The organism is Candidatus Poriferisodalis sp., from assembly GCF_965219595.1.
GTDB lineage: Bacteria > Actinomycetota > Acidimicrobiia > Acidimicrobiales > Poriferisodalaceae > Poriferisodalis.
In genome coordinates, this window is record NZ_OZ244781.1 from 592,842 (window position 1) to 607,713 (window position 14,872).

The 14,872-nt window shown below is 67.4% G+C and carries 9 protein-coding genes; 4 read left to right on the top strand and 5 right to left on the bottom strand.

All coding sequences use genetic code 11. The features are described 5' to 3' along the window. Positions 1-98: 98 nt before the first annotated feature. From ACOQPE_RS02375 to ACOQPE_RS02385, 3 genes are all read right to left on the bottom strand, one after another. Positions 99-2,597 (bottom strand): FAD-dependent oxidoreductase, encoded by a 2,499-nt coding sequence (locus ACOQPE_RS02375; RefSeq protein WP_420610324.1) that lies wholly within the window; start codon positions 2,595-2,597, stop codon positions 99-101. Positions 2,598-2,792: 195 nt separating this feature from the next. Then, on the bottom strand, positions 2,793-5,264 hold the full coding sequence (locus ACOQPE_RS02380) for a GcvT family protein (protein ID WP_420610325.1): 2,472 nt from the start codon (positions 5,262-5,264) through the stop codon (positions 2,793-2,795). An 82-nt stretch (positions 5,265-5,346) separates the two neighbouring features. Next, positions 5,347-6,585, bottom strand: coding sequence for an alpha-hydroxy acid oxidase (locus ACOQPE_RS02385; RefSeq protein ID WP_420610326.1), 1,239 nt, complete (start codon positions 6,583-6,585; stop codon positions 5,347-5,349). 24 nt (positions 6,586-6,609) lie between these two features. Between ACOQPE_RS02385 and ACOQPE_RS02390 the strand changes: the two genes are divergently transcribed. Further along, on the top strand, positions 6,610-7,899 hold the full coding sequence (locus ACOQPE_RS02390; RefSeq protein WP_420610327.1) for an aspartate aminotransferase family protein: 1,290 nt from the start codon (positions 6,610-6,612) through the stop codon (positions 7,897-7,899). Between the two features lie 172 nt (positions 7,900-8,071). Here ACOQPE_RS02390 and ACOQPE_RS02395 read toward each other — a convergent pair whose 3' ends face one another. Continuing rightward, positions 8,072-8,803 (bottom strand): recombinase family protein, encoded by a 732-nt coding sequence (locus ACOQPE_RS02395; RefSeq protein WP_420610328.1) that lies wholly within the window; start codon positions 8,801-8,803, stop codon positions 8,072-8,074. 165 nt (positions 8,804-8,968) lie between these two features. On the opposite strand from ACOQPE_RS02395, the gene ACOQPE_RS02400 reads away from it, so the two are divergent. From ACOQPE_RS02400 to ACOQPE_RS02410, 3 genes are all read left to right on the top strand, one after another. Further along, a complete protein-coding gene (locus ACOQPE_RS02400) occupies positions 8,969-10,240 on the top strand; it encodes a hypothetical protein (RefSeq protein WP_420610329.1) in 1,272 nt (423 codons plus the stop codon). Between the two features lie 875 nt (positions 10,241-11,115). Beyond that, a complete protein-coding gene (locus ACOQPE_RS02405) occupies positions 11,116-12,123 on the top strand; it encodes an RCC1 domain-containing protein (protein ID WP_420611341.1) in 1,008 nt (335 codons plus the stop codon). Between the two features lie 267 nt (positions 12,124-12,390). Further along, entirely contained in the window at positions 12,391-13,797 is a 1,407-nt protein-coding gene (locus ACOQPE_RS02410; protein WP_420610330.1) for an ATP-binding protein, read from the top strand. Here the strand turns inward: ACOQPE_RS02410 and ACOQPE_RS02415 are convergent. Next, on the bottom strand, positions 13,784-14,848 hold the full coding sequence (locus ACOQPE_RS02415) for a zinc-dependent alcohol dehydrogenase (RefSeq protein ID WP_420610331.1): 1,065 nt from the start codon (positions 14,846-14,848) through the stop codon (positions 13,784-13,786). The genes ACOQPE_RS02410 and ACOQPE_RS02415 overlap by 14 nt on opposite strands. Between the last annotated feature and the right edge of the window lie 24 nt (positions 14,849-14,872).

The window sequence follows — 14,872 nt, forward strand, 5'->3', positions numbered from 1 at the left end:
TGCCGGCACCTCCTGGGGCAATCTGTGTTGTGAGTGGCGGTGTACGCCGGGTCCTTGTGGTTCAGGGGCAGAGATGCGACAGCGCAGCCATGTCGGGATCAGGCGCGCAGCGCCGCATTGCGTGGGTCGTAGGCGGCCTCGGCAAGCACGGTCGCGGTGCGCCGCTCGCCGAGCAGATCCAGCTCGAAGCTGCTGCCGGGGGCTTCGAAGCGGGGATCGACGTAGACGAACGCGAGGCTGCGGCCCACCGAGTGACCCCAGGCGCCGCTCGTGCCGATGCCCATGGGCTCGTCGCTGCCGGGCGCGAACGCCGGCTCGTTGCCGCGCACGTCGTTGTCGCTCGCATCCACCTCGCAGTAGACGAGCACCATCGACAGCGGCTCGCCGCGTTCCTCGGCTTGGTGGCGGGCCACGGCCGCGTCGCGGCCGATGAATGGGCGGCTGTAGTCCACAAACCGGCCGAGCCGGGCTTCGACCGGCGTGATCTCGGTAGTGAGCTCGCTGCCCCACGCCTTGTACGCCTTCTCGATGCGCATGACGTTCATGGCGTAGCTGCCGAAGTGCACCAGGCCGTGGGGCTCGCCGGCTTCGGCGACCGCGTCGTACAGCCGTCCGAGCTCGTCCATCGGGCAGTGCAGCTCCCAGCCCAGTTCGCCGACGTAGGACACCCGCAGCGCGATGACGGGCACGCCTGCCACCGAGATCTGCTGGGCAGTCAGCCAGCTGAATGCGTCGTTGCTGAGGTCGGCGTCGGTCACCGGTGACAGCACGTCACGTGCACGCGGGCCGGTCACCCCCAAGATGGCGGTGCTGTCGGTGGCGTCGCGCACACTCACCTGCTCGTCGGCCTCGACGTGATCGCGCAGCCAGTCCAAGTCGTGGCTCTGGCCCATGATCGCGGAGGCCAGCCAGAACCGGTCCGGCGCCAGCCGTGCAATGGTCATCTCGCACTCGATGCCGCCCAGTTCGGTGAGCATGTGCGTCAGGCGGATGCCGCCGTCGCGCCCGGGCAGGCGGTTGGCTGACAGCCGGTCCAGCAGCGCACCGGCGTCGGGCCCGGTCACCTCGAACTTGGCGAAGGCGCTGAGGTCGGCCACTCCGACGCGCTCGCGAACGCCGCGCACCTCGGCGCCGACGATGTCATGCGCGTTGGAGCGACGGAACGAGTGCGCTTCAGGCGTGCCGTCGGGCGAGAAGTACTGGGGGCGCTCCCACCCGTAGATCTCCTGCCACTGCGCTCCCAGCGCGTCAAAGCGGCCCCACAGCGGCGTGGTCTTGACCGGCCTGCCGGCGGCTCGTTGCTCGCCGGGCAGCCGCACTTGGTACATCTCGTGGTACTCGTCGAGCGCCTTCTCGAGGGCGAACTGCGACTTGGGGCCGGTGTGGTCGCCGAAACGGCGCGGATCCATGGCCCGCACGTTGATGTCGGTCTGCCCGTGAACCATCCACTGCGCCAGGAACTTCCCGGCACCTGGGCCTTGGGTGATGCCGATGGATGCCCCGTTGCAGTGCCAGTAGTTGCGCACCCCCGGTGCGGGCCCCATGAGATAGCCCGAGTCGGGGGTGTGGGTGATCGGCCCGGACACAACTTGCTTGATGCCCGCGTCGGACAGCACGCCGATGCGCTGCTGAGCGAAGTCGAGGCATTCTTCGAGTACGTCGAGGTTCTCGCCGGGCAGGTGGAAGTGCAGGTCCCAGTCGATGCCGTCGACGCCGTAGGACCGGGAGCCGGACATCTCGTACGGCCCAATGAGCAGGCCGTCGATCTCCTGGCGGTAGTAGCACGAGGCGCGGGGATCGCGCACCACTGGCAGTTCGAAATCGAGGGCTTCGACTTCGGGCACGGTCTCGGTCACCAAGTACTGGTGGATAACCGACACGATCGGAACGTCGAGCCCGATCATGGCGCCGAGCTGGGGTGCGTAGTGCCCGGCGGCGTTCACGACGTGCTCGCAGTGGATGGTGTCCTGCTCGTCGCGGCCGTTCGAACCGTTGCGACGGCGGGCCGGATCGGCACCGCCGCGCACGATCGTGACATCCCAGCTGCCGTCGGCGCGCTGGGACATGCCGGTCACGAGCGTGTGGCGCATGATCCGGCAGCCGAGGTCGCGGGCACCCTTGGCCATGGCGTTCGTGCAGCTAGACGGATCGGTCCAGCCGTCATGGGGTGTGTAGAAACCGAGTCGCACGTCGTCGAGATCGGTCAGCAGCGGGTGCCGTTCGGCAATCTCAGCAGGCCCGATCAGGTGCGACTCCACGCCGATCTGGGTGAGCATGGCGTGGACGTAGTGGTGCCAGTCGGCCTCGTCGGCCGTGCGCGCCAGCCGGATGGCGCCGCAGCCGTGCCAGCCCGCTGACAGTCCTGTCTCGGCTTCGAGGCGCGGGTAGAGCGCCACCGCCTCCTGGTGCACCTTGGCCATGTTGAGATCGCCGATGAAGTTCGGGATCAGGCCGGCCGCGTGCCAGGTGGACCCAGAGGTCAGCTCGCCTTTCTCGACCAGGATCGTGTCGGTCCAGCCTTCGTGCGCGAGGGCATACAGCAGGCCGGCCCCCATCGCGCCGCCGCCGATGATGACGCATTGCGCTTGTTCAGGCATGCTCAGCGATGCCGGGCCTGCTCAGACATACACAGGTCCCCATTTGTCCAGGCCAAAGGTGAGCCGAACCCCCCGGTTCGGGCCCCGTGGCATGCCGACGTGGTGCGCGCAAATTACCACCGCTCCGCGCACCACTGCGCGCATCTTGACGCTCTTGAATATGCAATCCGAAAGTTCGGGTTGCAGATCGCAGGACTACTGGCGGACGCGCTGGTTGGTGGGGTCGTAGAAGCTGCGGATCGAGGGCGTGGCGGCAATGCGGCGGCCGGCGATCTCGATGTCGAAGCTGCCGGCTTCGAGCCAAGACTTGGTGACGGCCTGCGGCTCAGGGTCGGCCGCGGTCGGATGCGTCACGTAGCCCATCGCCAGGCAGCGGTCTTCGGTGTAGCTCCACATGGCCGACGTGACCCGTCCGACGAGCTCGCCGTCGCGGCGGATCGGTTCGTCGTGGTAGGCGAGCAGGTCGGGGTCTTCGAGACGGAACTGGATGAGCCGCCGCGTGCGGGGCTCGTGGCGCTGTGCCTCCAGCGCGGCGCGGCCGATGAAATCCCGCTGCTTGTCCCACGCGATCGCGAAGCCCAGACCGGCCTCCAGTGGCGTGTCCTCGTCGCTGATGTCGTGGCCCCAGTGGCGGTAGCCGCATTCCAGGCGCAGCGTGTTCATGGCGTGATAGCCGGCGTGCGCCAGATCCAGACCGTCGGCGGCTGCGGCAGCGTCCCGCAGTGCCTCGTACACCGCGACTGCTCGCTGGTTGGGCACATAGAGCTCCCAGCCGAGCTCTCCCACATAGCTCATGCGAACGGCCAGCACCTCCATCGGGCCGTCTGCTGTCGCGACATCGATGTGCTGAGCACTGCCGAAGCCGAACGACTCGTTGTCGAGCGGGGCGTCGGTGACGCGGCTCAGCAGCTCGCGTGAGCACGGCCCCATTAGCCCCAGCACCGCCCAGTCGTCAGTGACATCGGCGATCTCGACATCTCTGCCGCGGCAGTGTCGCCGCAGCCATGCCCAGTCCCGGGTCTGGCAGGCAGCCGACGTGACCACCCAGAAGTCGTCATCGCCGAGCCGGGTGACGGTCAGGTCGGCTTCGATGCCGCCGCGCTCGTTGCACCACTGGGTGTAGACGGCACGCCCGGCAGGCACATCGATGTCGGCGACGCTGAGCGTGTCGAGCACATCCAGTGCGTCTGGGCCCCGCACCGTGAACTTGACGAACGACGACTGGTCGAACACCGCCACGCCGTTGCGGACGGCATCGCACTCGCGGCCTGCGTTGGCCCACCAGTTCTGCTTGCCGTAGCTGTAGCGGTACTCCCGCTCCTGGCCGGGCTCGGCGAACCAGTTGGCCCGCTCCCAGCCCGCCGTCTCGCCGAACACGGCGCCCGTCGCATCCATGGCGTCGTGCAGTGCCGAGCGGCGCTGGTCACGGGCGCTCGTGTACTGGAAGAACGGCCAGTGCATCGCGTACAGCAGTCCGAGGCTCTCGCTGATGCGCTCGCCCAGATACGTCTCGTCGGCCTGGAACGGCATGGCCCGGCGGATGTCCACTGCGCACAGGTCCATCGGCGGCTGCCGGTCTGCGATCCAGTCGGCGAGCACCCAACCCGCCCCGCCGGCGGACTGGATGCCCACGGAGTTGAAGCCCGCAGCCACGAAGCAGCCGTCGACCTCGGGTGCCTCGCCGAGGTAGTAGGTGCCATCAGGAGTGAACGATTCGGGGCCGTTGAAGAACAGCTGCACTCCGCAGTCGGCGAGCACCGGCACGCGGTGGCACGAACGCTCATAGACGGGGCCGACATGGTCCCAGTCCTCGTCCAGCGTGCCGAACTTGAAGTTGCGCGGGATGCCGCCGAGGCGCCACACCTTGGCTGCCGGTTCGAAGAAGCCGACCATCAGCTTGCCGGTCTCTTCCTTGAAATAGGTGTAGTTGGTGGGGTCGCGCACGATGGGCGTGGAGGTGTCGAGCCCTTCGAGCGGCTCGGTAACTACGTAGAAGTGCTCGCACGCCTGCAGCGGAACGTTCACGCCGATCTGTGCGGCCAGATGGCGAGTCCACATGCCCGTGGCCAGCACCACGGTCTCGGTCTCGATGAGGTGGTCGCCCCCGGCGGCGCCGCCTGCCGGCTCAGTCCGGACACCGCTGATGGCACCGTTGCGGGTCTCGAGCCCGGTAACGGCAACGCCCTCGATGACGCGGCACCCGCGAGCACGTGCGCCCTTGGCCAGCGCCATCGTGACGTCGACCGGTGACACCATCCCGTCGTCGGGCAGGTACAGCGCGCCGACGAGGTCGTCGGTTCGCATCAGCGGCCACATCTGCGACAGCTCGTCCATGTCGAGCTCGCGGGACTCGACACCGATGGACCTGCCCATGGATGCGCCGCGCAGGATCTCCTCCCAGCGCTCGCCGTCGGATGCCACCGAGATCGAGCCCGGCGCCCGGAATCCCGTGGCCTGACCCGTCTCGTCCTCGAGCGCTTCGAACAGGCGCACGGTGTAGGTCGCCAGCTTGGTCAGGCTGTAGGTGGACTTGAGCTGCGCGGCCAGACCCGCGGCATGCCAGGTGGTGCCCGAGGTGAGCTGGTTCTGTTCCAGCAGCAGCACGTCGGTGATGCCTCGCCGCACCAGGTGGTATGCGACGGCGCACCCCACCACGCCGCCACCCACGACGACGACTTCAGCACGATCTGGGAGAGAGCGATCGCCAAGGGCGCGCCCGGGTGATGTTTGTTCTGCCATCAGTGCCGCCTCAGACGCGTTCGAGCAGGTCGGGGGTCAGGTCCGCAGTGGAGCGAACGCCATTCAGACGCATCGTGCGGGTCATCCCCTCGACGAAGTAGTTGAGCACCCAGTCGACGCCGGTCTCGCCGGCCGCGCCGAGCGCATACAAGTACGCCCTGCCGATCATCGCCGAGTCGGCGCCCAGCGCCAGCGCCTTCACGATGTCGCTGCCGCGCCTGATGCCCCCGTCGCAGATCACCTCGCAGCGATCGCCGACCGCCTCGCGGATCGCCGGCACGCACTCCACCGGCGCGGGCGCCCCGTCGAGCTGGCGGCCGCCGTGATTCGACACGATCACTGCGTCGAGCTCCATGTCGGCGGCGATCTTGGCGTCGTCGGGCGACAGCACGCCCTTCAGCATCACCGGGCCGTCCCAGCGCTCGCGGAACCACTCGATGTCATCCCACGACAGCGATGGATCGAATTGGCTGTTGATGTAGTCGGCCAGCGCCACGGCATCGCCGCCGTCGCCGCCCGTTGCCCCTTCACAGTTGGACAACTTGATGGGCTCGTTGCTGAGGAAGTCCAGCAGCCAGCGCGGATGCATCAGCCCGTCGATGATCGTGTCGGGACCCAGCTTGGGCGGGAGGCTGAAGCCGTGGCGGACGTCGCGCTCGCGGCGGCCGAGCACCGCTGTGTCGACTGTGATCATGATCGCCTCGTAACCGGCCGCCGCTGAACGCTTGAGCAGGTCGGCCATCAACTCGCGGTCGCGCCAGACGTACACCTGGAAGAACTTCCTGCCGTCGCAGACGTCAGCGACCTCCTCGACCGAGCGCGTCCCCATCGTCGACAGCGAGTACGGGATGCCGGCACGTTCGGCAGCGCGGGCCACGGCCAGCTCGCCTTGAGAATGAGCGATGCGATCGAAGCCGGTCGGCGCAATCACGAGCGGGATCGGCACCTCTTGGCCGAGCACTTTGCCCGAGATGTCCACCTCAGTCACGTCTCGCAGCACACGGGGCCGGAACTGCCAACGGTGGTAAGCGGAGACGCTGCGCTCTGCGCTGATCTCGTCTTCAGCGGCGCCGTCGATGTAGTCGAAGCAGCCACCTGGCATCCGGCGCTTGGCCATGCGGCGCAAGTCGGATACGTCGGCGGCGCGGATCAAATGCCGCTTGTCCGCGTCGCGTTCGAACTCGCCGAACTGCATGACGCTGCGGGCCGATTCGTAGGCCTGCGACACCCATTTCGTCAACCCCGCCATAAACGCGAACTCTACGATGTCGCAATGGCCACAACCGCCGACCTCGCGGAGCGCTACCGGGCTGTCCTGCCCAGCTTCATCAGCCCCTTGTACGCCCAGCCGATCTCGATCGAACGCGGCGAGGGGAGCTACGTCTTCGACAACGAGGGCAGCCGCTACCTGGACTTCTTCGGCGGCGTGCTCACGACCATGATCGGGCACGCCAATCCCGCCGTCGTCGAGGCCGTGCAGTCCCAGGCAGCCAAGGTGATGCACACCTCGACGCTGTACCTGAACGAGGAGATGATCTCGTTCGCCGAGGAGGTCGCCGCCGTCTCGGGCATCGCGGATCCGCGGGTGCTGTTCACCACCTCGGGCAGCGAGGCGAACGACACCGCGATCCTGCTGGCGACCAACTACCGCAACAGCAACCAGGTGCTGGCGATGCGCAACAGCTACCACGGCCGCTCGCTCACCGCCCAGGCCATCACCAGCCACAGGGGGTGGTCCACCACCAGCCACAGCGGGCTCGACGTGCATTTCGTGCAAGGCGGCTACCGGCTGCGCAGCCCATTCCGCGACCTCGACGACGATGCCTTCACCAATGCTTGCGTGGAGGATCTCGTCCAGCTCATCGACATGACCGACTCTGGGGGGTTCTCAGCATTGATAGCCGAGCCCATCCAGGGGGTCGGGGGGTTCGCCGTGCCTCCGGACGGCTTCTTCGGGGCGCTGGGCAAGGTGCTGCACTCCGAGGGAATCCTGTTCATCTCCGACGAGGTGCAGACCGGCTGGGGCCGCACCGGGGAGAACTTCTGGGGCTACGAGGCCCACGGCATCACCCCCGACGCGATCACCTTCGCCAAGGGCGTCGGCAACGGCATCACGCTGGCCGGGATCGTGGCGCGTGCCGAACTCATGAACTGCCTGACCCGCACGTCGTTCACCACGTTCGGCGGCAACCCCCTCTCGACGGCAGCGGGCCGTGCCACGTTGCGGTACGTGCTCGAGAACGACCTGCAGGGCAATGCCGCTGCGCGGGGGGCGCAGATGGCTGAACGGCTGGCGCCGGTGTGCGATGCGTCGCCTCACGTCGCCGAGCTGCGCGGCAAGGGACTCATGCAGGGCATCGAGTTCTGCCACCCCGGCAGCATCGAACCAGACGCGGCAACGTCGACGGCCGTAGTGGACGCCGCCAAGGAACGCGGCCTGCTCGTGGGCAAGGGCGGCCTGTACGGCAACGTCATCCGCATCACCCCGATGCTGAACGTGACCGAAGCCGAGCTGGACGAGGGCTTCGACATCCTCGTGCAGGTGATCGAAGCGCTCGACTGAGCCGAACATCGTCCGCCGAGTCTCAGACCAAGCAGGCGGCGGCGACGAATCGCCCATGCCTCACGCCCACAGAGCGTCAAATCTGTTGGCCAAGGTTGATTTCGAGCCGTATCTGAAACGTTCGTATTGTATACGTCTACGGACGTGACGTCAACCGGCCTGCGGGCAGGCCTCACACGGCCTGCCGCGGCGGCGCACCGGTATCGCCGGGCAACCCGTGAGCCTTTCTGTGCGCCTCGGCGCGGGCGCAGGCCGCTGCGTCGTGCGCGACAGTGCGCAGCAGCGACTGCGCCGAAGAGCGTGTCCAGACGGTCTTGCCGGTAGGCGTCGGGATCCCGAGCGAAGTGAGCTCGGCGGCGATCTGGCCGTGGCTGGCGCCCTCAGCGCGGCGCCGCGCGGCGAGCTCTTTGGTGGCCTTGCCGTGGCGGCTGGGCCGGCCGAGGCGCACGCCGCGGCTGCGGACCACGGCGAGCGCGTCGGTGGTGCGGGCGCGTGCCATGGCGGCTTCGAACTCCGCGACGAGGCCGCGAAGCCCAATGAACAGACGGCCCTCCGGGCCTGCGATGCCGACTGGCAGGTCAAGAGCGACAAGAGTCCAGCCCTCGTCCTGGGCGCGCTCGTGCAGATGCAGCAGCTCGAGAAGCGAACGCGCGAGCCGGTCCGACCTGGCCACAACGAGCACGTCGAGCCGGCCGCGTGCCAGCCGGTCGAGCGCTGCGGCCAGCTTGGGCCGCCGCTGGGCAGGCACCGTGCCCGACACGGCGTCGTCGGTGATGCGCTCCGCGACCTGCCAGCCGCGCAGCCGGGCCTCGCGGCCGACCGCCTGGTGCTGGGCGTCGGTGCTGAACCCCGACTGGGCCTGCGCGCCGGTGGACACCCGCGCATAGGAGACGACCCTCAACATATCACGAACATACGTTTGGTTATTCATGGGCGCGGACCGTACCCGAAACCAACGATTCGCGGACGCGTCGCCCGCACGGGCGGCACAGATGCATGGGTCCCCCCGCAGCGGGCGACGCAACCGCGGATCACCACCGCAACCCGCTACCTGCCCAGAGGAACCGACATGCCAAGACGAACCCTCGCAGCGCTCGCCGCGCTGCTTGTCGCCGCGTCCACGCTCACCGTCATCGCGGCATCGCCCGCCGGCGCTCACACGCAGACCAAGCGCTACTGCGCGTTCGATCCGTTCTCCGGAAACCAGTGCTGGACCGAGAACGTCGCACACAAGCACGCCCCGCCGCCGACCTGCGGCGAGGGGATGCTCGGCACCTACCCGAACTGCTACCCGGCCCCGTCCACCAACGAGAACCACGACCCCAACGCCGACAAAGACGACGACAGCGACGGCGGCGATGACTCCGGCGACGGCGACGGCGACGGCGGAGGTGATGACTCGGGCGGCGGCGACAGCGGTGATGACGACACGGGCAGCGGCGACGGCGGAGGTGACGACTCGGGCGGCAGCGACGATGACAGCACCCACACCGACAGTGGCGATAGCGGCGACAGCGGTGATGACGACACGGGCAGCGGCGACAACAGCGGCGACGACTCCGGCGGCGACGGCGGCAACCAGAAGGGCACGCGTCAGAACCGCGGCACGACCACCCCAACCACCAGCACCGATCCCTGCAAGACATGGGTTAGCAACACACGCGACGCGCTCCACACTGCCAACCCTGACGGCACCTACAACGTCAGCCCTGCCCCGTCTGGATGCAGATCCTCGAACCAAGAAATCCTTGCCTACATCAAGGTCTTGGGCGACGCTGCAGCGAGTGAAATCCGCGACATTTTGGAGGATTGGAGAGAGTCCACCCAAGGGGTAGCGGAACTCAACGACGCAGACCGTGAGGCGGCCATCAACGAATACAAAAAGGCTTGGAACGAGCTGCCCACGCCGGTGAGGAAGGTGGGCGAGGTGACAGCCACGTACGCAGGCTGCTCGGTGCTGGCCGGCGCTGCGTACTCCGCAGTTTTTAGGGGCAAGCCAGCGGCTGGCGCGAAGATTGCGCAGCATGCCGCCGGCCTCGGGTGCAATATCGGTTTGGAGCTAATTCCTCCGATTGACGACAGCGGCCCCAATGATGACGGCTCGGGTGGTTCCGGGGGCGGCTCGGGTGGTTCCAGGGGCGGCTCGGGCGGCTCGGGCCAGCAGCCGACGCCTGATCCGAACGATCCCGACGGCGACTACGACGGCAACGGCGAGACCGAGCACCACGAACTGGAGCGGGCGGGTCAGAGGCTCGAGGATGGGGAGATCACCGGTGAGGACTTCATCCGGATTTGGCGCAAGTACGCCTGCGACAGCGGCGACACGTTCGAATGCAGGTGAGGCGGTAAACGACGATCAACACCCCGAACTACCCTGACACCATGACGACGAACACAGCCGCCCCGGCTGAGTCGAGATGGCAAAGGCTCGCTTTGCGAGCAGGTGTTCTCGTGGTCGTAGCCATCCTCGTCAGGACGACGGCAAGGCTCTACATCGACTCAATGCCGCTGCGCCTTGCGATTGCTGGCCTCGGGTGGTTCGTCGTGTCGGCCGGCATAGATGCTGCTGTCAAATCTGCTCGACGTAGGCGGCAACAAGAGACCGAGCGGGCTGCGGTTTGATCGGGCTGAGGCTCGGCGGCTGGCTGTCCTGACACCATGAGCACCGCCGACACGCTGGCATCCCGGCAAGAGACAGGCCGCTCTTGGTTTTGGCCGGTTTTCTTGGCTGTGCAAGCAATCCAATTTTTCGTGAGTCGCCTCACGGGTTTGCCTTGGTGGGTGCTCAGCGCTCCCGTGGTAGTCATCGCGGCCCTTGTCGCCGCCTACTACTGGGCGAAGAACCGCCGTCGTGAGGCTGAGGCGGCTGCTGGGGTTTCGTCGGGCTGACGTTCGGCGCTGCCCGGCGTTGCGCCGGGCCGGTGCCTAGCCTCGCCGGCGTGAGCCGGATCGAGGGGCTTTTGGGCGACCCGACTCCGAGGCCGCGCGCCTTCAATCGTGATTGTGTTCGGCGGCCTCGCATTGCTTTACGCCGACGTATCGCCGCTCATCGGTCTGACTGCCGCGCTGGCAGCCCTCGCCGCTGTGCTGTGCTTCGGGGGCACGTCGTATCGACGGTTCGTGAGGCAGTGCAGAGAGACTGAGGCAGCGGCGCAGGGGGCGGCCGGGTCGGAGGCCGGTTGACCACTCTCAGCAGGTGGCTACCGTGACAGAGTGATGCGCCTCGCTCGTACAGGTCTCGGGATTGTGCTCTTGGCGTTGGCGACTACGGCGCTGCCCGCCGCTGGCGGCGCACACCGCCTTCCAGACGTTGCGGGCCAGCACGGCGCACATGCGATCGGCGGCGCTGCGAAGGTGCACACGTCGAAGATGGCGTCGGGTTTGTCGTGGCGACGCGCTGCCGATTCCATCGCTGTCGGAGAAACGCACTCGTGCGGGCTACGCGCCGACGGCCAGATCGAATGCTGGGGTGCCCCCGCGATGATCAGAAAGCCGCCAAAAGCTACGTTTACGGCTGTCACCTCTGGATTTGCTCATGCGTGCGGGCTGCACTCCGGCGGACGGATCCGATGCTGGGGTATCGACGCAGTCCTTGAGACACCGTCCATAGGTACCTTCACCGCAGTCTCAGCCGGCTCCTGGCATGTGTGCGGGCTGCAGATCAACGGCGAGATCGCATGCTGGGGCGACAACAGATACGGACAGGCATCACCGCCGACAGGCACCTTCACGGCCGTCTCAGCCGGATGGGCCCACTCATGTGCGCTGCGCACCGACGGGCAGATCGAATGCTGGGGCTACGACCGATGGGAGGCAGGGCCGTTCCTCGACGATATTGAGCCGATGGCCGCCGAACCGGGCCAAGACCCATCACGCTCAACGACCGCACCGTGCGTCGCTCCGCTCTGCTTCTTGGGGCGAGCGTCGCCGCCCGCCGGCACCTTCACCGCTGTCTCGGCCGGGAGCCTTCACGGCTGCGGGCTGCGCACCGACGGGCAAGTCGAATGCTGGGGCTTCAACGAACAGGGGCAGGCATCGCCGCCACCGGGCGCGTTCACTGCTGTCTCCGCCGCGCTCTGGCATACGTGCGGGCTGCGCACGGGCGGCGAGATCGAGTGCTGGGGTGACGACCACTTCGGACAGGCATCACCGCCAGCAGGCACCTTCGCCACCGCATTCCACTTCATGTGCGTGCTGCAAGCAGATGAACGGGGCGCCTGCTGAGGCGATGGCGGCGACATGCCGGGCAGCCCTCGACGAATTGGGGCTCGGCATCCTCGTGCAGGTGATCGAAGCGCTCGACTGAGCCGACTGCGTTCAATCTGCCGCTGTCAGATGCAGAAGAGATGAGAAAAAGTAGCGCTGCTGAGAATTCGCAGCACTCGCAACGCCGGGGGAACCCCGGGGTTATGCAGAATTGGGATCAGCGACTATACAGAATGTCGGTTAGATCTCTGACTAAACTGTGATTTGAGCACTACTCTGGTTCGCATGGACCTGGTCGACAGGCACATGCGGCCTCGGCTGGCGGACGCGCTCGACAACGCGCGGGTCGTGATCCTGCACGGTGCCCGTCAATGCGGCAAGACCACGCTGGCCCGTGCCGTTGCGGCAGCGCGCGGCGGCACATACATCACGCTCGACGACCAACAGATGCTCGATGCTGCGCGCGCCGATCCGCGCACCTTCGTGCGCGCCTATGCGCCGCCGCTGGTAATCGACGAAGTGCAGCTCGGCGGAGACCGACTGGTGCGCGAAATCAAGATCGCCGTCGACGGGAACGACACCCGCGGCCGCTTCTTGCTCACTGGTTCAACGAACTTCCTGACCGTGCCCACCGTCAGCGAATCGCTGGCCGGGCGGGCCATCATCTTGCGACTGTGGCCGTTCTCTCAGCTGGAGCTGGCTACCGCGGCGCGAGATGCCGCGGACGGCCGACGGGGCGACTCGACACCGGCACTCACCGGTGACCATCCAGTAGCAGTCACCGATCAAAGCGACGGCGGTATGGCACCTGCCATCGAGCGCTGGTTCGAGGGGGGCGCTGCCGCGCCGGAATCGCTCGCCGCCGGGGGGGCCGACTGGCCCGACCGTGACGGCTACTTGGGGATGGTGTGTGCCGGCGGTTACCCCGAGGTGCAGCAACTCGCGCCAGCAGGACGCGCCGAGTGGTTCGGCAGCTACGTCGAGACGGTCATCAGCCGCGACATCGTGAGCCTCGGCGACATCCGGCGCGCCGAACTCCTCGGACGGCTGCTGCGCCTTGCCGCCGCCAACACGGCCAGCGAGGCGAACCTGACGCGGTGGTCGCAGCAACTCGGTGCCGACCGAGCGACCGTGGAGTCGTATCTGGGCTGGCTGCGCACGGTGTTCCTGGTGCATGAACTGCCGTCGTGGACCCGCAACCGATCGGCACGCGTCGTGCGTCGGCCCAAGCTGCATCTCACCGACAGCGGGCTGGCCGCGGCGTTGAGCGGTGTCGACGCCGCCGCGCTGCGCACGCCGACCGCGACCGCAACCGGCTCGCTGCTGGAGACGTTCGCCGTGAGCGAGATCGCCCGGCAACTGGCAGCCCGCGCCGATCGTGCAACGCTCTACCACTATCGCGACAACGCGGGTCGTGAAGCAGATCTCATTGTGGAGCGGCCCGACGCCACCATCGTCGCGGTCGAAATCAAGGCCACATCCTCGCCACGCGCCACCGACCTGCGTCACATTGCCGCCCTGCGCGACAGCCTCGACCGTACGGAGCCGGGCGCATTCCGCGCCGGCATCCTGCTGCACACCGGCCGCCACGCGCTCAGCTTCGGCGACAGACTCCGCTCAGCCCCCCTAGCAGCGCTCTGGGGTCCCCGACTCGATCGGATGACTGAGCCAGCCAAGGTCAGTCGAAGCTGACCGACACTTTCAGCGCGCCGGCGTCGTGGGGTTCGTGGGCCAGCCGGAAGGCGTCGCCGATGTCGCTCACGTCGAACACGTGGCTGAGCAACGGCGAGACGTCGATGTCGCCCGAGGCGATCAGCCGCAGCGCCTGCCGGAATGACATGGAGCCGGGTTCGTCTTGGGCCCCGTAGGTGCTGGCGGCAGACAGCCGCTTGCGGAAGAACTTCTGGAAGCGCACATGGATGTTGTCGTCGGTCGACGGCAGCCCGAACCACAAAAGCTGGCCGTCCATGCGCACGAGCTCGACCGAGTCCAGGAACGTGTCGGAGCGGCCGACCGCCTCGACGACATAGTCGGCACCGCGGCCGTTGGTCATCTCCTTGACCGCCTCGATGACCCCGACATTGCCGAGCTCGGCAGCATTCAGGCACTCGTCCGCGCCGTAGGCCTCGGCGACGGCCAGACGAGTCGGCGACAGGTCCGAGACGATGACCCGTTCGGCGCCGGCCTGCTTCAGCAGGTAGGTGAAAAACAGCCCCGCCGAGCCTTGGCCCATGACCATGACGGTCTCGCCGGTGACATCACGTGGGTGCTGGCGCATGGCGTAGATCACGGTGCCGAGCTGCTGGCCCATGAGCAGGTGCGAACGGGGCACGTCACCAGCCGGCAGCGGCACGCAATAGCCGGAGTTGACCCGCTGGAAGGCGTTGAAGCACTCGCCCACCGGCGGGTTCGGGAACGTCAGCACATGTGTGCCCTCGGGAAGGCCGGGCGCCCGGCTCTCCACCACCATGCCGATGCCTTCGTGGCCCGGGAAGCCGTGCGGGCAGGGGGGCCGGTGAGCGAGGCCGGCGCCCATCATCACCATGTGCAGGTCGCTGCCGCAGATCGACGCCATCTCCGAGCGGATGAGCACGTCGTAGTTCACCGCCGTCATGCCCAAGGCGGCGTCTGGCCGGTAGGACGGGGCGGCGTCTGAAGAGGCCTCGTCCAGCGGCGGCACGGGAATCTCTTCGCATTCCATGCGACCCACGTCCACCATGCGGCCCGCCTTCATCATCTCCATGCGTCTGCTCGCTTTCTGCCGTGC

Excerpts from the sequence above, each read along its gene's own strand:
- ACOQPE_RS02375 (WP_420610324.1), bottom strand. The coding sequence starts at position 2,597 with ATGCCTGAACAAGCGCAATGCGTCATCATCGGCGGCGGCGCGATGGGG.
- ACOQPE_RS02385 (WP_420610326.1), bottom strand. The coding sequence starts at position 6,585 with ATGGCGGGGTTGACGAAATGGGTGTCGCAGGCCTACGAATCGGCCCGC.
- ACOQPE_RS02390 (WP_420610327.1), top strand. The coding sequence starts at position 6,610 with ATGGCCACAACCGCCGACCTCGCGGAGCGCTACCGGGCTGTCCTGCCC.
- ACOQPE_RS02395 (WP_420610328.1), bottom strand. The coding sequence starts at position 8,803 with ATGTTGAGGGTCGTCTCCTATGCGCGGGTGTCCACCGGCGCGCAGGCC.
- ACOQPE_RS02400 (WP_420610329.1), top strand. The coding sequence starts at position 8,969 with ATGCCAAGACGAACCCTCGCAGCGCTCGCCGCGCTGCTTGTCGCCGCG.
- ACOQPE_RS02405 (WP_420611341.1), top strand. The coding sequence starts at position 11,116 with ATGCGCCTCGCTCGTACAGGTCTCGGGATTGTGCTCTTGGCGTTGGCG.
- ACOQPE_RS02410 (WP_420610330.1), top strand. The coding sequence starts at position 12,391 with ATGGACCTGGTCGACAGGCACATGCGGCCTCGGCTGGCGGACGCGCTC.
- ACOQPE_RS02415 (WP_420610331.1), bottom strand. The coding sequence starts at position 14,848 with ATGGAGATGATGAAGGCGGGCCGCATGGTGGACGTGGGTCGCATGGAA.